The sequence below is a fragment of the Oleiphilus sp. HI0125 genome (assembly GCF_001635355.1).
In genome coordinates this window covers 1-25466 of sequence record NZ_LWGF01000703.1, presented here as the reverse complement: position 1 = coordinate 25466, position 25466 = coordinate 1, and the positions used below count along the sequence as shown (strand labels likewise).

Genomic DNA, 25466 nt, shown 5'->3' with positions numbered 1-25466 from the left:
AATATTTAATAAGAATAAATGTATCACAGGNAAAAGCGCCCCATACGACAAGACTGTACAGCCATGTTCGCATGAGAGCGCAGAGGAGGTTTTATTACTTAGATGCTTCGACAACTTCTGCTGAAGGTTCTACTTCCGCAATCGCATCAATAATCAATGCACATGCCGCATCGCCAGTTATGTTTAAGGCAGTGCGAATCATGTCGAAGATGCGATCAAGTGCGAACAACAAAGGTAGACCTTCGATAGGAATACCCGCCGCTAGCAATACCGCAACCACTAAGAATGAAGGCCCTGGTACACCGGCTTGACCAACAGCACCCAAGGTAGATGTGAGTACGATCGCCACATATGCAGTCAGTGAAAGATCCACATTAAATAACTGCGCAAAGAAGATCGCGACAAGGCCGTAGTAAATAGCATTACCAGACACATTCACGGTTGCGCCCAATGGCAACACAAATGATGCCGTTGAATTTTTCACGCCAAGTTCGTTTTCAACTGTCTCCATTGTGACAGGCAAAGTCGCCATAGAGGATGATGTCGATAGCGCGATCGCTTGGGGCTTTTTCATTGCTACCAAGAATTTTCGAGCAGACGTTTTTGTTAATACATGCACCAACAATGGGTAAACAATAAAACCAAAGATAAGAATCGCGGCCACGTAAACAACAAACAGTTTAAACACAACCATCAAAGCACTGAAGCCGAATGTTCCAACCGCTTCGGCCATCAAGCCAAATACACCGAGCGGTGCGATGAGCATGATTTTGTTAATCATCCAGACCAAGCTACCAACAATTGTATTCACACCATTCAATATGGGCTCGCGTCTTTCGGCCTCTTGCTTTGACAAAGCAATGCCGAAGAACAAACAAAACACCAAGATTTGAAGAATATTCGCATCACTCAATGATTGGAAAATATTCGTTGGAATCATTCCAATCACCGTTGCCCAGAACGTTGGCAACTGACCTTGATCGGCATACTCGGAAGAAAGCATTCCTTCTATCGATGAGACATCAATCCCTAAGCCTGGGCCAAATATCGCACCCATGCCTAATGCTAATGTCACAGCTAAGGCTGAAGTCACACCAAAAAATGCAAGCGTACTTAAGCCCACTTTGCCCGCGTTTGCACTTTTACCCAAACCTGCTGCGCCGGCCACCAATGCGACCGCCACTAAAGGAATAACGAGCATTTTGATCAGATTAATAAAAATAGCGCCAAGCGGCGAAAACATGGAGGCATCTGGTCCCATTGCGATACCGACCATCGTGCCGACAAGCATCGCTATGACCACTTGAACTCCGATATTCCCAATGAAATATTTGCTTAGTAACACGTCTTTACCTCATGAAATAAGGAATTAGCTCAGAATGACTGGTCATTGCGTGCCAGACAGTTCAGCGCCAATCGAAATTTATGAATACATAAAGCAGTTCGAAAAACTCATCAGAGCCATTACTGAATAATTTCTCGTGTTCCTTTAAAAAGTGCTGATAGCACCTTTTGACGTGCGCCCTCGAAGCAAACATCCATTGCGGATGCATAAAGAGCCCTTTGGCGTAGTGGTCTTCCTGAACTTCAAACTACTTCAAACTCGATAGCAAAATAAGATAAGTGCGGTAAGCAACTGAAGGACTGAGCGTCTCTCCTTGCCTACTCAATGCCACAAATAAATGGAAATGAATCAGTGGCGAATGTAGCGCCTCAGTAGTGGAATCAATAGTAAAACATTGTCGATGACTGTGAATCATCGTGAAAGGCGAGATGGTTTATAAACTCGCCTATATTACCTCTCTGTTGATCAGGGAATGATGGGGTCATGGTGTTCGATGAAACACCGTTGCGAATGATGAAAATCAATGAATGCAGCTTCAATCTTTTCCAACTCGGCAAAGACCTCTTTAAATGCATCAGACTCCATAATCGCATTCAGATCTTTCGAGCTAGGAAGCACGTATTCCATCACCGCATCGAAGGCCGTTTCTTCAACGCCTCTTGCCGCGTTTAATTCTTTATTAAAGTCGACATCCAAAACCAAGCTCATGTGGAAATCACTTGCACCCAACAATTTGCCAACCTCTGTCACTAAGGAGACAAAGTTTGCATCGTGCCAACACTTTCGAAATTCTTGCGAAGATATATCAGGCTTTCTTTTAACGACGAAAATGAACTTAATCACGCGAATCTCCTTTCACTTGAATTAAATACTTATACGTTCACCACAACGTTAAGCACTTTATTAGCAGTTAAAGAGTTACTCACTAAACACCCTTTTTCAGACTTCTCGGCAATACGCTCAACTTTCTCAGAATCAGTACCAGAAGGCACATCGACCGTAACCTTCAACTCAAACTGGGTAAACTGAGTCACGCGATCTACCTGACCTAAGGTACCCACGACCTCGCATGAGATATTAGTCCATTCTAGCTTCGAAGCACGCGCGATTGCTTTGAAGGTCAAGACGAAACAATCCGCCATCGAAGCAACTAGCAAGCTTTCAGGAGACCAATAACCCTCTGGCCCACCAAATTCAGGCGGCGGCATCGATTCGATTGCGCTGAGACCGTCAGCTTCGAGATTTACCGTTGAATCAGACTCTGAATTGGCAGAGACCGTATAGTGATGAGGCATCGTTTGCATCATAAACTCCCAATAAGATTTGTATTGGAAGTTTAGATGAAAACTGGCGTATTACTCAGCGGATTTAAGCTGATCTAATACTAACTGATACAGATGATCTGGACTGTGCTTTTCAAGCGCGAGACCATTTACATAAAAGGTTGGCGTTTTATCTACTTTGAACGCGCGAAGATCTTTACCCTCTTGCACGATCAATGCATTCATTTCCGACGAATCGATGATCGCTTTTGTTTTCTCGATATTTAGCCCCGCGGCAGCAGCAATTTCCCACGCGCGATCTAGATTAGGTGCATGGTGTGATGCCCATTCTTGTTGTTGTATCAATAGCGCCTCTAGAACTGGAACGTATACATTTTGTTGACTCGCAGCTTCCAGCATTCGTACTACCGTATCCGAACCCTGATGGAACGGTGCATAACGAAGCACTAAACGCACGTCTTGCGGATGGCGCTTCATAATTTCTTTTACATATGGATAGAATGCTCGGCAGGCTTCACACGCGGGATCTAAAAATTCAACGATCGTCACTGGCGCATCAGCAGGCCCCATACTAGGAGAATAATCACGCTCCAACTCTGCACCTTCTGGTAAGGTATTCGCAGAAGTAGATTCATCATTACTGCACGCACTCAATACAAACAAGGCAACGAAGCATAGGCATAGAGACCGAATGCGTTTACGCAAAATAAGCATGATCAATTTTTCCCTTGTACATCTTTGACTAAAATAACTGAGCGTTTACGCATATTGTGCGAGAAGTAACTTCCACTCATCACGTTGCTGTTGCATCGCGTCTTTAAGTTCTTGATATCGCTTCATCGCTTCAGACTTCTCGTAGGCTTCGCGCACTTCACACTTCTTAGCTTCAAGCCATTCAAGTCGTGCGATTTTGGTTTGATGCATCACTTCAACTAGTTCATCAAACTTTGCTTGCAACTTCGCTTTAATCTCTTCGGCATCGGCATGAAAACGCAGTTTCTCATTAAGATTTTTCATCGCCATTTCTGCTTTTGCTTTGGCGACCTTATGTTCGTCACAGCGTTTTAAGTTGCTCGCTAAACCCAATTTACTCAGGGTAAATATGAACCATTTAGTTGGGTCGTAATGCCACCAGCGGATGCCATTGCGATAATCTGTTTGAAAACAATGATGGTAGTTGTGGTAGCCCTCTCCATAGGTCAAGTAAGCCACAATGCCGTTATCACGTGCGGTATTCTTATCAGTATAAGGCTGGCTACCCCAATAGTGTGCGAGCGAATTAATAAAGAAAGTCACTTGTTGAGAGAGCACAAGACGTAAAAAGCCAACGATCAACATGGTGCCAATAATATCGCCATGCCAAACACCGATTACAAAAGGAATACCGAAGTTTGTCAGCACGACTAACTTCAAATAATTGCGGTGCTGCCACATCACAACAGGGTCGCGCTTTAAATCAGGAACGTTAGAGTAATCGTTATAGGTTTCGCGATTATAATCACGCAACATCCAACCCATGTGCGAGAACCAGAAACCTTTTTTTGCGGAATACGGGTCTTTATCGTTTTGATCGACATAGCGGTGATGAATACGGTGGTCAGATGCCCAGTGCAAAGCGCTATTTTGAATCGAGAAAGCCCCGCCTATGGCATAAACAACACGAATCCAAGGTTTTGTTTTATAGGTAGGATGAGACCACAAACGGTGATAACCCGCAGTAATCGACATTCCACAAAAACCCATACACAAGAGAGCTGCCACGACCTGGAATATATCGTAGCCCTCAACAAAGCCATACCAAGGCACAACAACTGCTGCAAACAGCCCAGTTATAACGAAAAACAGGACATTCACCCAAAGAAGTTTTGGCTTACCGCTCATTCAAATACCGCTTGTTTTATTTATGACGATGCGCATATTAACAGAGCAAGATGACAATAACATTCAGCTTACAAATGTTTAGTGTTTAGAACTGTTAAATATGCACATTGCATGGCCACTTAAGAGATTGCATCCGCCTAGGGCATGAGTAAAGATGTGCCCCTAACGATTATCTTGCTAAGCCGTGACATGTTGAAAGTAGTATTACGTTTTTTGTTGAGCACTGTAGTTTGGGTTTCGGTCGCACATGCACACCCTCACTCTTGGATAGATGTGCAGACAACACTCACGCTTGATGCAGACGGAAATCTCATTGAGATCACGCAACTTTGGGAGTTTGATGAAGTCTATTCACGCATAGCACTAGAAACCGTTACGAAAGAATACGAGAATGAAATGCTCGGACTCGAAATGTTGGCCCAAGATATGGTTACTAATCTTAAGCCATACAAGTATTTTTCGAGTTTACAGCTCGACAAAATCGACATACCGCTGAGCAAGCCAGTTTACGCGAAGTTTGAGCCATATTCAGAGCAAAGAAAACTCAAACTCAAGCAAATCTTTGCGTTTGATACTCCCGTAAAATTAGCAGGAAAAGCAATCACATGGTCGGTATTCGATCCGACGTACTATGTCGCGATGAATCACCATTCAGCCGATGCAGTCAATGTGATTGCGAATGAGAAAACGCGTTGCGCGAAGCAATTTAAACTGCCCTCGCCAACACAAGAAGACATAGACTATGCCGCTAGCCTTGATCAAACGCAGCGAGATAGTGATGGTCTGGGACAACTATTTTCTGAACGAGTCACGATACAATGCAATTAGTCCAAAAATATAATAAGACCCGATTAAAAGCATTCTCGATACGCGCCTTTGTATTTGTCTTACTTAGTTCGCTGAGTAGCACTGTCGCGCTCGCGCACCCGCACAACTGGATCAGTATAAAAACACAATTCTTAGTGGATGCCGACAACCGTTTAATCGAAATTCAACAGTCATGGGAGTTCGATGCCATCTACTCCATGATCACCTCTGCAAGTTTAAAAAACGCTTATGACGACGAGACTGTCGGCCTAAAGCTGATGGCCGAAGACATGCGCAAAAACCTTGCTCGCCACAACTATTTCTCAAACCTAATTGTTGATGGAAACAACATCGATATACCAAGAGCGAATCAAGCGTCGCTGCGTATTGAGCCTCAACCACCGGTAAGTTTTATGACGCTCGACTTTACGATTCGTTTCGAGAATCCCATTAATTTAGATGGTAAAAAAGTCGTCTGGTCTGTGTACGATCCAACCTATTACATTGCGATGAACCACAAATCCGTTGACGATATTTCGATTGTCGGTGGACTGAACTTAGAGTGCGGTAAAGATCTCGTGATTCCAAATCCTACCGAAGAAACCATCGCCTACGCCAATAGCTTGGATCAGTCACGTCGCGACACAGATGGGCTTGGCGATCAATTTGCTGAAAGAGCTGTTATTCAATGCATTTAACTCCCTCAAAGCTTCTAGCTGCAATCTTTCTTTGCCTCATTGCTGGCGGCATTTATTGGGCCACGCTGAATTGGACAGACTGGATGATTTACATCACTAGCCAACAGAAAGAGCTGCACAGTATGTTATCAGAGCATATGTCCAATGTAGCGCAACATCCTGAAACTTACGGCTTAGCCTTAATCAGCCTTAGCTTTGCTTATGGCGTCTTTCACGCCATTGGCCCAGGACATGGCAAAGCTGTGATCATGACTTACGTTGGTACCCAAGGGGCGAGCGTTAAGAAAGGCGCGGCTTTGTCATTTGCCGCAGCACTACTGCAATCAATCGTTGCGATTATTCTTGTCAGTGTAATTGGCCAGATGCTCCAGTTTACCTTTGGTGAAGTGCAAACGATGGGAGAACAACTTACACAAGTAGGCTATGCCTTGGTGATGTCTTTGGGTCTGTATATTTTACTGAAGTCAGGTAATAAATTACGCAAAGTAGTGAGCATCTCAAATTCAAGTGCACACTCGCACCATGAGCATCATGACCATGCCCATCCACATGATCATCACTCCCACGCTCACCAACACGACCATCATGAGCACGAACATCATTCTCACCATGAACATTATGCACATAATGTATGTTGTGGCTGCAACCATGCCATTGAAGTCAAAGACGACAGCACCTGGCTACAGAACCTAACGCTCGTGTTCTCGATGGGGCTCCGTCCTTGCTCTGGCGCACTAATCGTTTTGACCTATGCCTATTTAGTCAATGCCTATGGATTTGGGATCGTCGCCACCTTGGCGATGGGACTAGGCACTGGCATTTCTATCGCGCTCATTGCAGCAGGAACCGTATTCGCGAGAGGGTTCTTTGAACGCCTACTAAACGCTAGCGAATCGAGCTCGACGGCGGTGTTTAGTCATTTTGGCTTATATCTTCAAATAGCTGGCGGGGCACTACTTATTGCATTCGGCTGGGGATTATTATCTGTCACATTGACTCCGGTTGCGGAGCATCCATTACTGCTTGGTCGCTAAAAGACTAAATCAAAAAGTACCCTGACATATAAAAAAATGATCTCATCTAAGTAAATCGCCTATTAAGCTTTAATACGTATTGCTTCTAAGATGATTAAAAGATGAAAGAAACATGTCTTATTGGTGGCTTACAAAGCTTACTTGTTCGATTCTGCTCATAGCGAGCATCATTATAAGTGCGTTCACAAGCTGGCTACCCGATATCAACACAAGCGATTCTCTGGCTGGGCGAATTCTTGTACTCGTTGGCGGTGCTATTTTTTTGAGTCATTACTGGCTCATCAAACGCGATAACAAAAGATTAGAAGAGATGGAATATCTCGTCACTCAAACGGCCTTATTTAAACGTATTCGTCACCCAATGTATTTCGGCGAGATGTTCATGATGTTGGGTTACGTACTGATTGCTGCGCATAGCCTTACCTTACTGATTTTTGTGCTTGGCATTCTCGCACTAGTGATGCAAGCTAAAGTTGAAGACAAACAGGTTGCAGACAAATTTCCTCAGCCTTACGCACAATGGACAAAAACAACAAAACTAATCCTGCCTTATGTTTACTAACTTCATCGGGCGAGCAAGGCTTCTAATAAGGCAGTATGAACATTCGTTTTGATCTTGAATTAATCGGTAAAAAAATCACCTTAAGCCCCCTCACCGCCGACGATTTCGAAGCACTCGCTACCTGCGCATCGAATCCAGAAGTTTGGGCTCAACATCCTGATTCAAAACGCTATCAGCGTGAGCGCTTTAAAACGCGTTTTTTCGATGGTGCAGCAGCAAGCGATAGCGCCTATACAATTATCAATACGAGCTCAGGCAATGTCGTTGGTTCAACGCGCTTCTATGATTTCAAACCAGAACATAGAGAGATCGCGATTGGCTACACATTCCTCGCGTGCGAAGAATGGGGAACAGGCGCCAATACCGAAATGAAGGATCTGATGATCAACTTTATTGCACCTTACGTAGATAAAATTTGGTTCCATATTGGTAGTGAGAATCATCGTTCACGTAGAGCGGTTGAAAAGCTCGGCGCGACATTTCAATACGAAGAAGATGAAGTGCTCGAAGGCTTAGCCTACACAAAATGTTATTACCTACTCGAATTAGAAAAATACAAACAGGCCTGAGGAGTTTTCCATGAAAAAACCAAGCGGATTTATGATTGAGCTATTTCAACAACCAACTTGGGTCGTTATTTGGGTGAATGCGCTGATGGCGATCAACCTGGGCAGCATTGCATTTTTAGAATATGAACTGGCTCAAGCCATTCTTGGTATTTTTGCGTTCCAAAGCATCGTCATGGTTGGTATGTATTGCTACTTTGGCTATCAGAAAATTTTAGGCTTAGCGCATCTTCTATGGGTTCCTCTTCTCGCTTACATTCTTGTTTATCTTGGCGATTACACAGGTGCGTCTCATAGCTACCTTGTAGGCTTAGCCGGCTTTATAGGCATCTCATTAGTTTTTGATATCCACGATGTGATTCAGTATTTCAAAAACCATTCTGAACCTTTGCAGAACAATTAAATCTATCTTCGATACCCGCATCAACGCGAATAACCCGACTAACGCGAATAACGCAACAAACGAGAGCAACGAGAACACTTAATGGATTCACTTACCCAAGCTGCACTAGGTGCGACCGTTGGTCATGCCATTCTTGGAGCGAAAGTTGGGAGCAAGATCGGTCGACTAGCTCCCGTTTGGGGAGCCGCGCTCGGCACCCTACCTGATCTGGATGTACTTATTCCTTACGGCGGAGTCGTCGAGGACTTTACCTACCATAGAGGTTTCAGTCATAGCCTATTAGTCCAAGCGCTCGTAACGCCTTTACTAGTTTGGTTAGCCATTAAAATTCGCCCCCAAACCCACGAACATAAACTTCGATGGGGGGCAGCCATTTTGGCTATTTTTTGGACCCACTCACTTTTAGATGCGTTTACCGTTTATGGCACGCAACTGCTTTGGCCTATTACCGAATACCCTTTTGGTATTTCTAGTCTGTTTATTATTGATCTAGCCTACACATTGCCTTTATTGATTGGTTTAGGGATAGCTGCATATGTAGGGTGGAATAGCCGTAAGGCACGCATAGCCAGTGTCTGTGCGCTCGTTATTAGCTCGAGTTATTTAGCTTGGTCGTTAGTCGCAAAATCGACCATGAAAAGTATTTTGCAAGAGACTCTCGTTCAGCAAAACATGAACGTATACGCCGTGCTGACTACGCCAATGCCCTTGAACACCTTGCTGTGGCGCGTAGTGGCGATCAATGACCAAGACTATTATGTCGCACACGTCGCCGTATGGGATTCTCCTGAGTCTGTTGATTTTCGTGCCTACCCAAAAGGTGAAGAACTACTGAGCGACATTGCAGATCAATGGAACGTGCAGCGTCTACAGTGGTTTACCAAAGGCTTTTACCGGGCGGAACTCGTCAATAATGAAGTGGTGATGACTGACCTTCGTATGGGTTTGGAAGATAGTTATGTCTTTAATTTCGCTGTCGGAAAGCAAGTAAAAAGAAGCGCGGATAGCGATTCCACTGATAGAAGTGAGAATAAAGAGAGTAGCGAGAACGGAAACGTGAGCATCGAGCCGATGGTCGCGCGCCGTACTGAAACGCTGCGCGATATGTCTCGTCTACCGCTACTTTGGGATCGCTTCTTTGATAATGAAGTCTCTTTGCACCCAGAACCTATAATAAGCGCAAGATCAGCGCCTGAAGTTAGCGAATCGGAATAAGAACTTCGTTACGCCGAAACCAAGGAATGGAGGTCGGTGGGTCATAGCCAGCAATCAGCACAGGCCCATCCATTTCGTAACCCTGCTCTGTAATCCAATCTTCTAGGATGGTGCGGTTATCTGAAATATTTTCCTCGCCCAAGGTACCACTGAAACGGATAACCGCCATCTTCATGTTACGGAGCTCTTGAACCTCGACCGCAGCATCTCTCGGGCTCGGCGCAGTCGACAGCTCAAAACTTTCGGGCAGCACAAAAGACATTTGTTCTGTCTTTGCCGGATCCATAAACACTGGCGCAGTCATTGAAATTTCTTTCTCTTCGCTATTTTCGCCAGAGATATAAGCAAACAACTTACGAAAGGCCCCATCCTCTCTAGAGCCTGGGTTCATCGGCGCAGTCACTAACAACAGACGTTGATATTCACGTACTTCGATATTTTCAGACTCCGCTTCTTCCGCGTTCTTAGTTTCAATAACTGAATACGGTGCGTGTTCAATCGTATGCCGTACCAAGCTACACCCGCTTGCTAAGAAAAACGTGCTTACTATCAATGCAACAAAAATGTTTTTCCAAACCATTGTTCAATCTATGTCCTCTACCTAAAATATCAAGCTAAGCTCTAAAGCCAGTTTATCGACGTAACGACCGATGCCTAATTGTGTACGGATTGAAAGTTTGAAGTGATCAGTTGCAGATGACTGACTTATTAAATTTGCTACGCGCCCGCAGAAACTTTTCGCCAATACGCGGCTAATGTAGGAATAAAATCGTTATAATGAGAGAAATCAAAGTGCGCGAGATGCGCCCATTCCGGTTGAGAAGAATACCCTGAGGCATACCAAGCGGCATGCATACCTGCATTGTGCGCGGCTTCGAGATCGTAACGAAAATCGCCAACGTAGATACAATGCTTGGGGTCAACTTGCCATTCGTCGGCGAGCATCAATAAAGCGTCAGGTGAAGGCTTAGGAGGGGCGTGCTCACGTGCAAGTACTCTTCCCACTCGCAACTGACTACGATCAAGTTTCAGTTGACTTGCAGGAATCGAATTGCGTGTGACAACGCCTGTTTTGATGGATGAATTACTGAGTTTGAGCAGCGTCTCAGGCACTCCAGCAATTACTTCAGAGCTATGCGCGTCGCGCATCTCATGGTCATGAATCGTTGCCTTGACTGAAGATTGCTCATGCTCGGGCAAGTCTTCGACATATCGCAGAATATCCTGCCCCGGCACACATCCCGTCTCTTTGCATAAGAGAACAAAATCGAGACTAGACGTTACCAAGGTGCCATCTAAATCAAAGATGACTGCCTTAGGTAATTCTTTGACGTTGACACTGTCTGACATAAAACACACTCACACCAAGCATTGAACATTGAACTTTTACTAGTATGAGTGAGCTTACGATGAGATAACAGTTTTGGCCTTGTCGTGAAGCTTGCATAATGGTTGCCTGACATACCAAAACATCCAGAGCCTAATCAAAAAATGATCAGGCTAGGCTTATTTTGTCGCCATGTAAGCACGCCAGCCGCCAAGCTGCGTAATTTCTTCGGCGCCTTCTAAACCGTAAGGTTCGCAAATGAATCCGCTAACAAACGAACCATCTGCCAGTTTGACCTTACCAATGCCTAAGGGCGCAGGTATTCCTGCAACAAAACTCCCAAACTGTTCAGAGGGCACAGTCCAAATCTCGACATCAATGGCAGCCCCTTTTTCTTCATCTAACACTAGGCCAGGTCTAAATGGAGGCCCACCAGCAAGTGCATACATTCGATATCCAGGTGCGGTTTGTGTTTTTAACTTCAGTACTGCCTTGCGCTCCTTCAACTGCCAGTTCAATGGCAAGCCCTCCAAATGCGCACCACATACAAGTACATCTACCGTCTGTGTTGTCGATACCTGTGCGGCTTCTGTGCGCTCGCGAGATAAATCTGAAGCGCCGAGTGGAAGATCAAACAATGTCTCAAAGCGTTTAGCGATGGACAGCAATGCACGATCAGCAAAGGCAGGGCCCACTAAAGTCACGCCAAAAGGTAAACCTTGATCCGTGAAGGCTGTTGGAATGGCTAAGCCACTCATGTCTAGCAAGTTCATATAGTTGGTGTAATGTCCCAACTGACTGTTACGCAAAACAGGCTCTTCAAGTAGCTCATCAACTGTAAAGAAGCGCCCTGCCGTCGGCGTTAGCAAACAATCATATTGTGCAACAATCGCATCGCATTTTGCTTTCAATTCTTGCAAGCGATATTGCGCGGTAAACAAGGCCGCAGCACTTGCATTCTTGCCTGGTTCGATGATCTCTCGCACAACTGGGAACATTGCTTCAGGTTGCTCATCAATTAAAGGTTGTGTTGCCAAGTAACGCTCAGTTACCCAAGGTCCCTCGTATAACAATTTCGCAGCTTCAACAAAGGGCGAGAAGTCGAGCTCTTCAATCTGAGCACCGTCATCTTTAATGCGTTCTACAGTCGCTAAATACGCATGCTCGTATGCTGCGTCACCGAAGAATTCGAGCTGATCTGATTGGATGACTCCGATTTTCAAATCCCCTGCACGCACACCATATTGCCGTGTTTGATTAGGATAAGGATTGGCACGACTATAGCCGTCATTGTCATCAAGCCCTTCTGCGACCGACAAAACTAAGTTCGATTCATCTGCGTTCAGCGCAAAAATCGTCATGCAATCTAAGCTACGACACGCTGGCAACATGCCGCTGGCAGACAACAACCCTCGTGTTGGTTTAACGCCATATAAGTTATTCAGGCAGGCCGGCACGCGTCCTGAACCGGCGGTGTCAGTGCCTAAACTGAAGCTTGCTAGGCCTAAGGCGACTGACACAGATGAACCCGCGCTTGAGCCACCACTGATGTACTTCGCATCGAAGGCATTACGACATTCACCGTAGGGCGAGCGTGTGCCATTTAGCCCTGTGGCAAATTGATCCAGATTCGTTTTACCAACAGGTATGGCGCCTGCTTTGATAAGTTGATCGACCACAAACGCAGACTCATCGGGTGTGTAGGCGAAGGTTTCACAGGCGGCTGTGGTCGGAATACCTGCCAGATCAATATTGTCTTTGATCGCGAACGGAACGCCCCACAAAGGCAGAGAATTGACGTCACCCGCTTCCAGTTTGCTTAGGTAGCGATCAAGCTCGGCGTCGCTTAATAAGTGAATCCAAATATTCCGATCGCTATAAGCCTCTGTGCGCTCACGAATATCTGCCAATACTTGTCTAGGCGTTGTGGTTCCAGCGGCATAGGCCTGCTTGAGTGTTTCGATGCTTAATGGTGTGATGGTTTGATCCGCAATCGCTAGGTTTAAACTATTCATTACTACTGTTCTCTTTGATTATTCTGTTCACGTTTTTTAGACAGGCACACCTTTGCGTCTTAGTGCTCTTCGATCACTACTAAGGCTTGTCCTGGCGACACGCGCTGACCTTTATCTAGTAGCACTTGTTTGACGACGCCCGAGCTTGTCGCATGAACAGGAATTTCCATTTTCATGGACTCTAAAATCATCAAGACCTGACCTTTAACAACTTCTGAATCCGACGTAATCTCGCTCTGCCAAACACTCCCTGATACAGGGCTGTCTACAACAATCTGCCCTTCCTCCCAGCTCGTTTCACTCAAATCGAGATTATCTTCAGCCACTTCGAAGTTAAACTGTCCTGTACGATGCCACTCTGCCAACTCCGCTTCAAAAGCGGCTTCGCGTTTGCCCTTAAAGGTATCAATGGATTCTTGATTCTCGGATAAAAACGCTTGATATTCAGATAGGCTGAATGAGCCTTCTTCAACTTTGATCGGGTAAGTGCCAACAGGAAATTGCTCACGAATTGTCATCAATTCGTCGTGAGAAACCTCATAGAATCGAATTTGATCAAAGAAGCGCAAAAGCCAAGGTTTCTCGAAAAACTCGGTCTTCCTGTAGCGATTCCACATTTGAAGCGTGCGGCCAACAAACTGATAACCGCCCGGCCCTTCCATGCCATAAACACATAGATATGAGCCACCGATGCCAACAGAGTTTTCGGCTGTCCACGTGCGCGCTGGATTGTACTTTGTGGTCACAAGACGATGACGGGGATCGACAGGCGTGGCAACCGGCGCACCTAAGTACACATCGCCTAAACCCATCACCAAGTAAGAGGCATCGAAGACAATTTTCTTCACATCATCAATGCTTTCTAGCCCATTGATACGGCGAATAAACTCTAAATTACTTGGGCTCCACGGTGCGTTTTCACGAACGGTTTGATCGTACTTTTCAATCGCCAATCGACAAGCTTCGTCATCCCAAGACAGCGGCAAATAAACCGTACGCGATGGTACACGTAAAGACTGAAGTCGTGTTTTCAAGGCATCCTCTGCTGACTGCAAGTGCAGCATCAACACGCCTAAAGACAGGGTCTGACTGTCATAGTGCACTTGAAGAGAACGGATTCCCGGAGTGAGTTCAAGCACACCTTCTATGTCTGCATCTTGCAAGAATTGCATCAAAGCATGCGCTCGAAAACGTAGAGCAATATCTAAGCTCTGCTCACCATATTCGACCAACAAGAACTGATTACCGGCGACACGATATGTCACCGCAACGCCATACTCTTCAGCAGATAAGGTCTTTAAGATCGGTGTAGTTTGTGGCTCGTGCTCGATCACTTCTTTTTCAAAATGCAAAGAACGCAAACAACGCTGCTGACGTGCGTACAACTCGACGGCATCCGTGACAGAAACAGCCTTAAAGCGCACTTTAGCACCCGCTTTGAGCTGGCCTAATTTCCAGAGGTCTGCTTGAATGACCGTCGCAGGACAAACAAATCCACCAAGAGATGGTCCATCTGGACCAAGGATAACAGGCATATCGCCGGTAAAATCTACCGTACCAAAGGCGTAAGCGTTATCGTGAATATTAGAAGGATGTAACCCTGCCTCACCGCCGTTTTCTCGCGCCCAATTGGGCTTTGGTCCAATTAGGCGAACACCCGTGCGGCTTGAGTTGTAATGCACTTCCCAGGTATGTTCAAAAAAGGTATCAATATCTTCCCGTGTGAAAAAGTCAGGCGAACCATGAGGCCCGCAGATAACCCGCAGCTCCCACATGTTTTCAATGCTAGGGAGAAGTTCAATCGGCGCCTGCTCATGGGAGCTACTATCAAGAGAAGTATTGTCATCTGAAGAACTTTCATCCCCAGCGCGATCAATCTGATTTAGATGTAAGACATCACCAATACGCAAAGCACGACCGTTATGTCCGCCAAACTGTCCTAAGGTAAATGTCGAACGAGAGCCCATATATGCTGGGCAATTCAAACCACCTTGAATGCAAAGATAAGCGCGCGTGCCGGCACCAGTAATACGGCCAAGTTTTAGAACTTCTCCCGCGTTAATACTTAATACTTGATTTAGCTCAATGGGCTTATCGTCAAGGGTGGACTCGATCTTGGCACCAGTGATGACCACTTGTGTGCTTGTCTGGAATTGCAGCTCAGGACCTTGAACGGTAATTTCTAGGCCTGCTGCATCATCTGGGTTATCTAATAGGCGATTACCCAACTGGAATGAATAACTATCAAACGGTCCAGATGGCGGAACGCCAACATCCCAATACCCTACTCGGCCTGGCAAATCTTGAATGGTCGTCTGCGTTCCGCCAGTGATCACATCAATGCGTGCAGGTGTGAATGTAAAGTCATTCAAATAACGTGTCGTAACGAGACCACCTTCCAAAACAGGGTCGCGTAACAAACGCTTTAGATACGCAAGATTCGTTTCTGCACCGTACAAGCGAATATCATCGAGCGCATCGCGTAAACAAATCAAAGCATGCTGACGGTCATGCCCCTTAACGATGACTTTCGCCAACATAGGATCAAAATAAGGAGGTACTTCAATGCCCGACTCAATCCAGTGATCAATGCGCACATGTGGGTAGCCTGGAAACGACACCTTGCTGAGCAACCCTGGACAAGGTTGGAAGTCGCGATATGGATCTTCCGCATACAAACGCACTTGAATAGCATGCCCATGCGCCTTCAAATTCTTACGTTTATTGGCAAGATCAATGTCTTCTCCAGATGCGAGTTTTAGCATCCACTCGACGAGGTCGATGTCGAAGACCTCTTCGGTAACACCGTGCTCAACTTGTAAGCGGGTATTCACTTCTAAGAAATAGAATTGGTGCGTATCGGCATCAACAAGAAACTCAACCGTGCCTGCATTGCGATAACTTACCTGAGACAATAAAGCCTCAGCGGTTTGATGCAGCTCTGCTGCAAGCTCTGCGGGTAAATTTGGCGCAGGACATTCTTCCACGACCTTTTGGTTACGACGCTGGCTAGAGCAATCGCGCTCTCCAATGGCTAAGGCATTGCCTTGTCCATCACCAAACACCTGAACCTCAATATGACGCGCGCGTGCAATGAATTTCTCGATGAAAACACCATCATCCGCAAAGTTATTCGCACCAAGTCGTTTTACAGAATCATAAGCTTGCTCGAGTTCTTCAGGACCTAAACACACTTGCATGCCGATGCCACCGCCACCAGCGGTGCTTTTGAGCATGATCGGATAAGCAATGTTTTCAGCAACACGCAGCGCTTCATCCAAGCTTGGTAATAATTCCGACCCCGATAACAAGGGTACGTTTGCTTTTTGGGCTAGCTCACGCGCTTTGTGCTTGAGTCCAAAGACTTGAATCTGTTCTGGCGTCGGCCCGCTAAACGCGATGCCTTCAGATTCGCAACGCTCTACAAATCTCGGGTTTTCGCTAAGAAAACCATATCCGGGGTGGATCGCTTGTGCACCCGACTCTTTGGCAATGGCGATAATTTTATCGATATCAAGATAGGTGTCAGCGGCAGGGCCATCACCTAAGCAGTAAGACTCACTAGCTTGACGAACATGAAGGCTTTGGGCGTCGCTCTGCGCGTAGATCGCAACTGACGCGACATTCAATTCGTTCAGAGTGCGAATGATGCGTGCGGCAATAGCTCCACGATTCGCAATCAATACTTTGTTGAACATAGATCATCGTGTCGGGCCGTCCCGCATGAAAATACAACAGTGGTCGTCCACTGAGGTTGCTGTGCGTTTAGGCCGCGCTCGACCAGACTAAATATTCAATAGGCGTGGGGTTGTAGCCATTGCAAGGGTTGTTAAGTTGCGGACAATTCGAAATAAGCACCACCACGTCCATCTCGGCGCGTAGCTCGACATATTTCCCAGCGCCAGAAATACCATCTTCGAAGGTTAAATCGCCCTCTTCTGTGACAGGGACGTTCATAAAGAAATTGATGTTATGACTGATATCGCGCTTCGTAATTCCGTACTGAGGATTCTCGGCAATCGCCAACATCCAGCTATCACGACAGGCGTGCATGCAACGCTTTTCGAGGTCATAGCGCACAGTATTGCTTTCCGTCGCACAAGCACCACCAAGGGTGTCGTGACGACCGCAAGTGTCAGCAACAATTTCAAGCATCACGTTATTAAAATTTGATCGAAGCTCTGAACCTGCAGTGAGGTAAACAGCACCCTGCTCGCGCACAGTATCCATCGCGCTGTAACGTTCAGTCGGGTTGTGTGCATTAAAAAACAAGGTGTCAGCGGCTTGGTTGCCTTCTAGGTCTAGAATACGGATGATTTCTCCCGCATTGACCACACCAATGTAATAGTCCCCTGCATCAACCACTTGTCGGGTCAGTGCATTTTCAGGAAGTAATGTGCTCTCAATAATCATGGCGTGCCCCCTAAGCCCAACTGATACAAGGCATTGTTTGCAAATCCTCGTCCATTTTCAGGGCGGAAATTCTTACAGTAATCATCTTCGGTGACAGGCAATGCCTCACCCAATTCAATTTTTACGTCCATTGTTGGGTAGCTTGAAGACTGATCTAAAGGATGTGGGCAGGTATGCAGCACAACAATGGAATCTATCTCCATACGCAAAGTCACTGAAGCACCTTGTGTATCTGCCGAGGCATCAAGTGCCATCTGACCTTCAGAATTTACCGAGACCTTACTAAACCAATTAATGTTTGCCGCCAAATCTGCGGGGCCCAAACCATATTTCGCAAGCTCTACTAAGGTCGCGTCGTGCCCATTTTGCAGCCAATCATTTCGATCTGTTTGATAGTCACGCGCACCCCAGCGCGCCTCAATATGAGAGGCATGAGAATTACCACAAACTGATTCGTGCCAGCCGAGAGAATCCTCAACGATCGAAGCGAAAATTCGCCCCATATCTGAATACAAGCAATTGCCTTTTGTGAGTTTAAATGTGTGCTGGCACTTGAGGGTATCAGGCGCGTTGTAGCGCTCTAATAAGTCCTCGGGGTTATAAAACAACATTCCAACGTTGGCGCCGCCAAGTAAGTCTGTTAGTCGTAAAATCGTGCCTTTACGTAAGCGAAAAGACCAATGTGAGCCTTCCGCAATTTGAGTGGTGTAAGAAATAGAACGGATGTACTCGCTCATAACTTGTCCTTACTTTCTTTTTTAATAGATGTAGCCGCGCAAAACACGACTGGTTGCTAATGTCTCTTATTACTTCGATCTAAATAGGCTTATGCAACCTGTTGCGGAACAGGCCGAATGTCATCATCGATTTCTCGATATAGGTCATGATCAACCTGTCCTACCGCCAAATCGTAGGTAATGCCCGCGCCAAAGCGCTGAGGCGCTTGCTCGTCATGACGTAACTTATCGAAGACCCACAAACGTGTGCCAAGATAAAAACCTTCTTTCAGGTCATGTGTGACCATGAAGATAGTCAGCTTGTGCTCTTTCCATAGCTTGAGCACCAATGCGTGCATATCTGCACGTATACCCGGATCAAGCGCACCAAAAGGTTCATCCAATAACAGAATTCTCGGTTTACCAAGCAAGGCTTGTGCAATGGCCAAACGCTGCTTCATGCCACCAGATAACTCATGCGGGTATTTGTCGACCGCATAACTCAAGCCAACTTGACCTAGTATTTCTAAGGCTTCTTTTACCGCTTCTCTTCGCGCTTTGCCGAACAGCAAACCCGTAAAACCTTTACGCTGAAAACCTTTGCTTGTCACAACGTTTTCTAAAACCGTCATGTGCGGAAACACCGAATACTGCTGAAACACAATGCCCCGATCAGCTCCGGGTTCATTCGGGATAGGTTTGCCATCGAGCAAGATTTCTCCGCGGCTTGGCTCAACAGTTCCCAGTAACATGTTTAAGAAGGTGCTTTTGCCGCAGCCAGACGTGCCAACTAAGGTGACAAATTCACCCTGCTGTACGGTAACATCGAGCCCTTCAAGAACGACATTGTCGCCATAGGTTTTCCAAACCTTGTTCACCTGAAGCATCGGGGTATCAGACGTTTTTTCTATTGCTGAAGAATCAATCATGCTCATTGTCTTATGCTCTCTCATTCCAAGGGAACAACGTTTTGTTCAAGTGCTTTAAGCCTTGATCGATAAAGAACGCGAGCACAGTAATCCATGCAACATACGGCAAGATCACATCCATCGCCATATAACGTCTTACCAAGAAGATGCGGTAACCAAGCCCATCGGTTGAGGCTACGGCTTCAGCAGCAATCAGAAACAGCCACCCAGCACCTAACGATAAGCGCACTGCATCAATCAGTTTTGGAAGGATTTGTGGCAGTACCACACGCATTAAAATCTGACTCGTATTGGCACCTAAAGTCTGTGCTTTAACGAGTTGCTCGGGCGGAATCTCTTGTGTTCGTCGTTGAATATCACGCGCAATAAACGGCGTAATGCCGATGGCAATCAAGACAACTTTCGAGAGCTCACCTAGACCAAAAACGATGAACAAAATTGGCAGGATGGCTAGAGGAGGAATCAGTGAAACAACCGTCAGTAAAGGAGATACCCAAGCGGTAAACAAAGGCAAAGCGCCCGTTATTACTCCAACAAACAAGCCAATGGCCGCAGCGATTAATACACCTAGGCCAAGACGTGTGAGACTACTCGCTGTGTCCTGCCAAAAAACATAGTCGCCTGTGCGCTTGCTCGGCTCCAAGGCCATTCTTGATAAACCATCTCCAATTTGACGCAAACTCGGGAGGAGCTTGTCATTAGGATTCACTTCTAAACGCGCATCCGAACTCACCATATAAAGCACGATCAGCAGCACAAAAGGTAGCAAGCCTAAGAACACTTTGAATGTTCTATCTGGCGTCTGGTTTATCAGTTTCTTCATGGCCTTGGCCTCACATCAATACAGGCAGTCGTTTATGCTCTATAGCTTGTCGTCAGCAGCCATCTGCATGTAGCTAGGGTCAAAACGGAACTTCACGTTTGATGCATCACCGAAAGTACCCTTTGGCATTTCAATTCCGATAAATCCTGCATCTGGAGCACCTTCACCTAACAAGCCATGCTTGAAAGAAAACTCCGCAACATTTTCCATGGTGCTAACAAGCGCATCACTATTTGTTAGTTCAAGTGCTTGCGCTGGCGTGTAGAACATTTCAGTACTCGCTAGCTGCGCTTCATAACCAGTCAAGTCAGTACCTGATGCTTCTGCCATGTACGTTTTTGCAGAAGTTGCTGCATCATCAGAGCCACTCATCAAGCCCATAATTTCGTACCATGCGCCCACTAAAGCTTTTCCGAGATCAGGGTTCGCAGCCAAGGTCTCTGTATTAATCACAAGCAAATCGATGATTTCACCTGGAATCATTGAAGAGTCGAATACTTTAGTGCTGTTTGGCATCGCTTCGATTTCGCTGAGCAAGGGATTCCATGTTGCAACCGATGTAACGTCATCTGTGCCATAAACAGCAACCATGTCTGCATCAGAGGTATTCACAACAGTGAGATCTTTTTCGGTTAAACCAACCGTTTCAAGACCACGTGCTAGCAAGTAATGCGATACGCTCAACTCAACCAAGTTAACGTTTTGGCCTTTGATGTCAGCTAGGGAATCTTTGCCTTTCAACACGATACCGTCGTTACCATTTGAGAAGTCACCAACTACGAGCGCCGTGCTATCTACACCACCTGCGGCTGGAATCGTAAGGGCATCCATGTTTGTCATCGTACAAGCCGCGAACTCGCCTGCAGAGTATTGGTTGATCGATTCGATGTAGTCATTAATCTGAACGACCTCAATATCGATACCGTATTTGTCGCCCCATTTCTTCACGATGCCTTGCTCGGCGCCATACGCCCAAGGCATCCAGCCGACATAAATCGACCAGCAAATTTTGAAGCTATCAGAAGCTTGTGAGACAGATGAAAGTGAGAACGCAAGAAGAAGTGCTGCGATACGTTTCATGAATTACCTCTCTTTTTGTTTGTATTACACGGAGTACCCTCGGCATACACCAAGCAAGTCTCCCGGGCTTTTATCCCGCCGTGTAACCCATGCTCTTCTCAGAGGAGAGGTCGAATGCTCTCGGACCAGTCGTTAAGCGATTGGCTGTTTGCCTTATTTTGCTTAACCGGAACCCTAGCGTTCTATTTGAAAACCAAATTGTGTTGCCCGGGATGACAAGGGTACGGACAGGTAGTGAATTGCAAACGCTGCGCCAAGGAGTATTTTTTTATATATTTCATATATTTAAAAAATACTGAGGCCTAATCTAGTTCAGTAAACGATGCGCTCGAGCACCAGAATTATGCGCACCATAACACTGCGCACCAAAATAACTCATCACTCTATTTCGACATGAGCGAACGCGTACCATCCATGACAAGTGAAAAATGAAATTCCAAAACATCGCCTGAGTAATATGCATCGGCTTTGACTTGAGATAGCTCAAGTACCGGATTGCAATACTTTGAAATACTGTAAAAAATAATCAGTGTTGATCAGCATGAACGAACAACAAACGCTCTCAAGAAAAGCCAATCTTCCTCTACTTCTCTTCCATGGTTTGGGAACCATACTCGGTGCAGGGATTTATGTTCTTGTCGGGAAAATAGCCGCAACGTCAGGAACACTCGCCCCCCTTGCATTCCTGGTCGCAGCTATTATTGCAGGGATTACGACACTCAGTTACTGCCAGCTGGTTGTCATGTTTCCCAAATGCTCGGGTGAAACGCATTATGTTGATGCGGCATTTCAACAACCCTTTCTAACGCGTGTTATTGGCTTACTCGTGATCTTTACGGGCATTGTGTCTTGCGCAACGCTCGCCAATGGCTTCGTTGGCTATTTGCAGTCTTTTTATCCAATCGAAAGTTGGATTGCGATTTGTATCGTGGTGATAGGAATGAGTACGATCGCTTTTTACGGCATTGCTGAATCACTATGGGCCGCAACAATCGTCACCCTTATTGAGATATCAGGTTTGGCTTTAGTCGTTTTTTATGGCGGCAGTCAGGTCGAACTCACAACCACCTCACTCAACGAACTATTTGTTCCGACCTCGACACATGATTTTGGCTTAATTTTAGCCGGTGCTTTTCTAGCCTTTTATGCCTTCATTGGATTTGAAGACATGGTCAATATTGTTGAAGAGGTTAAAGAACCTGAACGCACGATGCCGCGTGCGATTATTCTCGCTTTGTTAATATCTTCGGTAATCTACATTGCTATCGCGGTCGTCGCCATACTAGCCATGCCAATGGCAGAATTAGCCGATTCAGAGGCTCCCTTAAGAGCACTGTTAGAACGTTATGACACTAATCTAGGAAAATGGATTTCAGTGATCAGTTTGTTTGCCATTATCAACGGGGTTCTCACCCAAATTATTATGGCATCGCGCGTGCTCTACGGCATGGCGAATCAACAACGTGTGCCGCAAGTATTTGGTCTTATTTCTGAGAAGACCAAAACACCTTGGTTCGCGACATTAGCCGTAACTGGGGTAGTTTTAATGTTTGCCCTCGCGCTACCGCTCGTCACACTTGCTTCTTACAGAAGCTTTATTGTGCTGTGTGTTTTTACTCTCGTGAACGCATCTTTGGTTGTACTCAGACGAAAGAAAATGACGGAAGACTTCACACTAAAAACACCAGCTTTCCCCTTGTTAGGAACCATTATCTGCGTCGTCTTGCTCATCTTTAAAATCGCATATTAACGCTAGTTTGACGCACGATACTTAGGTAAGCTGACGCAAAACAAATTCCTTAGCTGTCAGCCCTCCTATGAAATTAACCACTACCCTCACGTGCCGAGATCATACATCGTTATTGATCAGTGAATTTAGCCCTGAAAATCCCCCACTCGGCACCATCGTTATTGCAAGTGCCTTCGGTGTAAACCAAAGTTTTTATTGGCCAATGGCCGAGTTCTTTGTCAAACAAGGCTATAAAGCGCTTTGCTTTGATTATCGAGGAACGGGCGATAACGAATCGCTAACGCGAGAAGACTTTGAGCTGAGTGAATGGGGAACACAAGACATAGAAGGCGTGCTGCGTTATGCCATATCAAAGACCGATCAGGTGTATTTCATTGGCCATAGTATTGGCGGACAACTACTCGCCTTAGCCCCTTCGAGCGAGCAGCTTAAAAGTGCAGTATTTGTTGCCGCGAGCGCGCCCTACTGGAAGCGATGGCCACGCCTTGCGGATGGATTAAAAATTCGCGTCAATATTGGTTTTATCCTACCCATCGTAAGCAGAATTTATTCGCCATTCCCTGCTGACAAATTCGGGCTAGGCAATCAAAACGTGCCTTCAAAAGCCGCACAACAGTGGGCTAAATGGATGAGTAAACCAAACTATTTGCTGGATCCGAGTTTCGGGCTTGATTGCTCTCGTTTTTATTCAATGCAAATACCTATTTTGTCCTACGCATTCTCTGACGATGCGCTCGCGCCGAAAGAAAACATTAACCATCTTTTGCGTCAGTTCCACGAAGCTGATTGCAAACTAAAACTAGTTAAACCCAAAGATGTGGACGCGAAACACATCGGCCATACTGGAATGTTTAAAGCTAAATTTGAAAGCACCTTATGGAAAGAAACATTCGAGTTTCTGACAGCACACAACTAATACCCACTTCATTAAAAAATAAGAATAAGGCAACGATCATGAATCAGTATTTAAAGATGTTTGAACAAATGGGCGGAGAAGGCTTTTCAAAGGGCATTGCAACGGTTGCACCCTACTTCGAAAGCATCGACCCTTTGGTGACCGTATTACGCCCTGGCTATTGCGAAATGATCCTGAAGAACCAGAAGAAAGTGCAGAATCATCTTGGTTGTATACATGCCATCGCTATGTGCAATGCTGCAGAACTCGTTGGCGGAGTTACAACCGAAGTCTCAACACCAGAAGGTACACGCTGGATACCAGAAGGCATGAGCGTGAAATACCTCGTGAAGGCCAAAACCGACTTGATCGTAAAGTGTGAAGCTGACGATATTGATTTCACACAAGACGGAAAAATAGATGTGCCCGTCGCCGCCTATAACGACGAGGGCGTGAAGTGCTTTACAGCACTAATCACGATGAATGTGAAGCGTTAGTAGCGCAAAGACCACGACAAACCAAAGGTCCGCGCATCATTCAAGTTGAAATCATCACTGATTAAACCAACGTTCCACGCCTGCGACTGTAAATTGAGTTCTAGTGCCTGCGTTTTTAGATCAATGACAGTTTTAACACCGAGACTTTCAGTAACTTTATAGCCGAAACCCAAGGACGGGTAGGTATAATCATCATAGTGAAAAACACCTGCATAAACGTCCCAGAGTTCATCAAAACCGTATAAAAACTCTGAATCGTATCGAGGTTCGAGTTTTAAACGGTGATCACGATAGTCTTCAACGCCAGTCAAAATGGGTTTTACGTCAATCAACCCCTCAGGCGATATACTTAAACGGTTAGATGTCGCATTAGCGGCAGTATAGGGCGCCTCTTTTATAGTGATTTCATTGATCACATCTAGAAAAGATATTGATAGCGCGAGACTATCAGTTAGTTTTGATTGCACATGAAAATCAAGGGTGTAACCGTAGCCTTTAGGTCTACGAGCAATTCGATCAAGAAGCTTATCTTTGCTGTATACGTAGTCTAGAGCTATGTCGCCCACGTAATCATCATCAGTAACTTCAACACGGCCATCGATAAAGCCCTGCATATAGCTTGTGACTTGTAACCAGCTTGCGTCAGCACTGATCTTAATGTCGTTATTTACTTTATATTGATACCCTAACTTCAAGCCGGTGGAACGCATGTGTAAAACATCAAGATACAAGTCATAAGTCCGGTTCGTCTCGATAGGTTTGTCATTCTTTTCCCGAAAAACGAGCTCTGCAACGTCCTCAGTATAATTTAGCGTGTAGTCGTACCGAGCGACAGCCGCTAGTTTAAGCCCCTTATATACTCCACCGATTTCCCAAATATTGTGAGTAAAAGAATGCTCACCTCCATCGAAGTCCTCACCCTCAAACTCATCTAAAACAATCTGGGTAATCGATGACGTCTGACTGTGCCCGTAGAGATTTGCGTCAAAATAAAACTCAGTTTCGTTCGCTTGGAGTACGGAGCTAAACGAAATAATAAAAAAAGAAAAAGATATTAAATATCGAAACATCACTACAACTTAAAAAGAGGCCGAAGCCTCTTTAAAAAATGAATTAAAGGGATAATTAAGCGCTAGAACAGGGATTCGAGTTCTAACTTATCGGGATTACTCTCGTCTGCATAGATCAGCAAATCAACACCGTTGCGCTGTTCATACCAACCGTACA

Annotated in this window: 25 protein-coding genes and 1 riboswitch; of the genes, 10 read left to right on the top strand and 15 right to left on the bottom strand. The window is 45.6% G+C overall.

Annotated features, from left to right (window positions below):
* Window positions 1-94: 94 nt before the first annotated feature.
* The 5 genes from A3762_RS10255 to A3762_RS10235 all read right to left on the bottom strand — a co-directional run bounded on the left by A3762_RS10255 (window position 95) and on the right by A3762_RS10235 (window position 4509).
* Entirely contained in the window at window positions 95-1345 is a 1251-nt protein-coding gene (locus A3762_RS10255) for a dicarboxylate/amino acid:cation symporter (protein ID WP_082869061.1), read from the bottom strand.
* Between the two features lie 465 nt (window positions 1346-1810).
* Window positions 1811-2188: an EthD domain-containing protein gene (locus A3762_RS10250; RefSeq protein WP_068501807.1), complete on the bottom strand. Its 378-nt coding sequence runs from the start codon at window positions 2186-2188 to the stop codon at window positions 1811-1813.
* Window positions 2189-2217: 29 nt separating this feature from the next.
* Window positions 2218-2649, bottom strand: coding sequence for an OsmC family protein (locus tag A3762_RS10245; protein WP_068755289.1), 432 nt, complete (start codon window positions 2647-2649; stop codon window positions 2218-2220).
* 51 nt (window positions 2650-2700) lie between these two features.
* The gene (locus tag A3762_RS10240; protein ID WP_068755287.1) at window positions 2701-3342 is read right to left on the bottom strand and encodes a thioredoxin domain-containing protein; all 642 of its coding nucleotides are present in this window, start codon (window positions 3340-3342) and stop codon (window positions 2701-2703) included.
* Between the two features lie 45 nt (window positions 3343-3387).
* On the bottom strand, window positions 3388-4509 hold the full coding sequence (locus tag A3762_RS10235; RefSeq protein WP_068478987.1) for a fatty acid desaturase: 1122 nt from the start codon (window positions 4507-4509) through the stop codon (window positions 3388-3390).
* A gap of 189 nt (window positions 4510-4698) precedes the next feature.
* On the opposite strand from A3762_RS10235, the gene A3762_RS10230 reads away from it, so the two are divergent.
* The 7 genes from A3762_RS10230 to A3762_RS10200 all read left to right on the top strand — a co-directional run bounded on the left by A3762_RS10230 (window position 4699) and on the right by A3762_RS10200 (window position 9794).
* A complete protein-coding gene (locus tag A3762_RS10230) occupies window positions 4699-5337 on the top strand; it encodes a DUF1007 family protein (RefSeq protein WP_197469191.1) in 639 nt (212 codons plus the stop codon).
* Window positions 5328-6014, top strand: a complete 687-nt coding sequence (locus A3762_RS10225) for a DUF1007 family protein (RefSeq protein WP_068755282.1) — start codon at window positions 5328-5330, stop codon at window positions 6012-6014. Before A3762_RS10230 ends, A3762_RS10225 begins: the two co-directional genes overlap by 10 nt.
* On the top strand, window positions 6005-7048 hold the full coding sequence (locus A3762_RS10220) for a nickel/cobalt transporter (RefSeq protein ID WP_068501818.1): 1044 nt from the start codon (window positions 6005-6007) through the stop codon (window positions 7046-7048). Before A3762_RS10225 ends, A3762_RS10220 begins: the two co-directional genes overlap by 10 nt.
* Window positions 7049-7160: 112 nt before the next feature.
* On the top strand, window positions 7161-7610 hold the full coding sequence (locus A3762_RS10215; RefSeq protein ID WP_068501820.1) for an isoprenylcysteine carboxylmethyltransferase family protein: 450 nt from the start codon (window positions 7161-7163) through the stop codon (window positions 7608-7610).
* A gap of 35 nt (window positions 7611-7645) precedes the next feature.
* Window positions 7646-8179, top strand: coding sequence for a GNAT family N-acetyltransferase (locus tag A3762_RS10210; RefSeq protein WP_068755280.1), 534 nt, complete (start codon window positions 7646-7648; stop codon window positions 8177-8179).
* A 10-nt stretch (window positions 8180-8189) separates the two neighbouring features.
* Window positions 8190-8579, top strand: a complete 390-nt coding sequence (locus A3762_RS10205; protein ID WP_068755278.1) for a hypothetical protein — start codon at window positions 8190-8192, stop codon at window positions 8577-8579.
* 81 nt (window positions 8580-8660) lie between these two features.
* Window positions 8661-9794, top strand: coding sequence for a metal-dependent hydrolase (locus A3762_RS10200; RefSeq protein ID WP_068755276.1), 1134 nt, complete (start codon window positions 8661-8663; stop codon window positions 9792-9794).
* On the opposite strand, the gene A3762_RS10195 is transcribed toward A3762_RS10200, so the two are convergent.
* From A3762_RS10195 to A3762_RS10155, 9 genes are all read right to left on the bottom strand, one after another.
* The gene (locus tag A3762_RS10195) at window positions 9778-10374 is read right to left on the bottom strand and encodes a heme-binding protein (RefSeq protein WP_082869060.1); all 597 of its coding nucleotides are present in this window, start codon (window positions 10372-10374) and stop codon (window positions 9778-9780) included. The genes A3762_RS10200 and A3762_RS10195 overlap by 17 nt on opposite strands.
* A 137-nt stretch (window positions 10375-10511) precedes the next feature.
* On the bottom strand, window positions 10512-11144 hold the full coding sequence (locus tag A3762_RS10190; RefSeq protein WP_068479009.1) for an HAD family hydrolase: 633 nt from the start codon (window positions 11142-11144) through the stop codon (window positions 10512-10514).
* A gap of 156 nt (window positions 11145-11300) precedes the next feature.
* Window positions 11301-13136, bottom strand: a complete 1836-nt coding sequence (atzF, locus tag A3762_RS10185) for an allophanate hydrolase (RefSeq protein ID WP_068501832.1) — start codon at window positions 13134-13136, stop codon at window positions 11301-11303.
* Between the two features lie 59 nt (window positions 13137-13195).
* Window positions 13196-16834 (bottom strand): urea carboxylase, encoded by a 3639-nt coding sequence (uca, locus tag A3762_RS10180; protein WP_068755274.1) that lies wholly within the window; start codon window positions 16832-16834, stop codon window positions 13196-13198.
* A 67-nt stretch (window positions 16835-16901) separates the two neighbouring features.
* Window positions 16902-17549 (bottom strand): urea amidolyase associated protein UAAP2, encoded by a 648-nt coding sequence (locus tag A3762_RS10175; protein WP_068499863.1) that lies wholly within the window; start codon window positions 17547-17549, stop codon window positions 16902-16904.
* Window positions 17546-18286, bottom strand: coding sequence for an urea amidolyase associated protein UAAP1 (locus A3762_RS10170; protein WP_068499866.1), 741 nt, complete (start codon window positions 18284-18286; stop codon window positions 17546-17548). The genes A3762_RS10175 and A3762_RS10170 overlap by 4 nt, the downstream gene beginning before the upstream one ends.
* Before the next feature lie 89 nt (window positions 18287-18375).
* Entirely contained in the window at window positions 18376-19194 is an 819-nt protein-coding gene (locus A3762_RS10165) for an ABC transporter ATP-binding protein (RefSeq protein ID WP_231878784.1), read from the bottom strand.
* A gap of 10 nt (window positions 19195-19204) precedes the next feature.
* Window positions 19205-20017, bottom strand: coding sequence for an ABC transporter permease (locus tag A3762_RS10160; RefSeq protein ID WP_068755272.1), 813 nt, complete (start codon window positions 20015-20017; stop codon window positions 19205-19207).
* Window positions 20018-20056: 39 nt separating this feature from the next.
* Entirely contained in the window at window positions 20057-21097 is a 1041-nt protein-coding gene (locus A3762_RS10155; protein ID WP_068755270.1) for a putative urea ABC transporter substrate-binding protein, read from the bottom strand.
* A gap of 57 nt (window positions 21098-21154) precedes the next feature.
* Window positions 21155-21286, bottom strand: a riboswitch (guanidine-I (ykkC/yxkD leader).
* Between the two features lie 352 nt (window positions 21287-21638).
* Here A3762_RS10155 and A3762_RS10150 point away from each other — a divergent pair.
* From A3762_RS10150 to A3762_RS10140, 3 genes are all read left to right on the top strand, one after another.
* Entirely contained in the window at window positions 21639-22847 is a 1209-nt protein-coding gene (locus A3762_RS10150; RefSeq protein ID WP_068755291.1) for an APC family permease, read from the top strand.
* A 67-nt stretch (window positions 22848-22914) separates the two neighbouring features.
* The gene (locus tag A3762_RS10145; RefSeq protein WP_068755268.1) at window positions 22915-23763 is read left to right on the top strand and encodes an alpha/beta fold hydrolase; all 849 of its coding nucleotides are present in this window, start codon (window positions 22915-22917) and stop codon (window positions 23761-23763) included.
* A gap of 38 nt (window positions 23764-23801) precedes the next feature.
* Window positions 23802-24239, top strand: coding sequence for a hotdog fold domain-containing protein (locus tag A3762_RS10140; RefSeq protein WP_068499881.1), 438 nt, complete (start codon window positions 23802-23804; stop codon window positions 24237-24239).
* Here A3762_RS10140 and A3762_RS10135 read toward each other — a convergent pair.
* Entirely contained in the window at window positions 24236-25309 is a 1074-nt protein-coding gene (locus A3762_RS10135) for a hypothetical protein (protein WP_068755266.1), read from the bottom strand. The two genes, A3762_RS10140 and A3762_RS10135, sit on opposite strands and share 4 nt — an antisense overlap.
* Window positions 25310-25466: the final 157 nt, after the last annotated feature.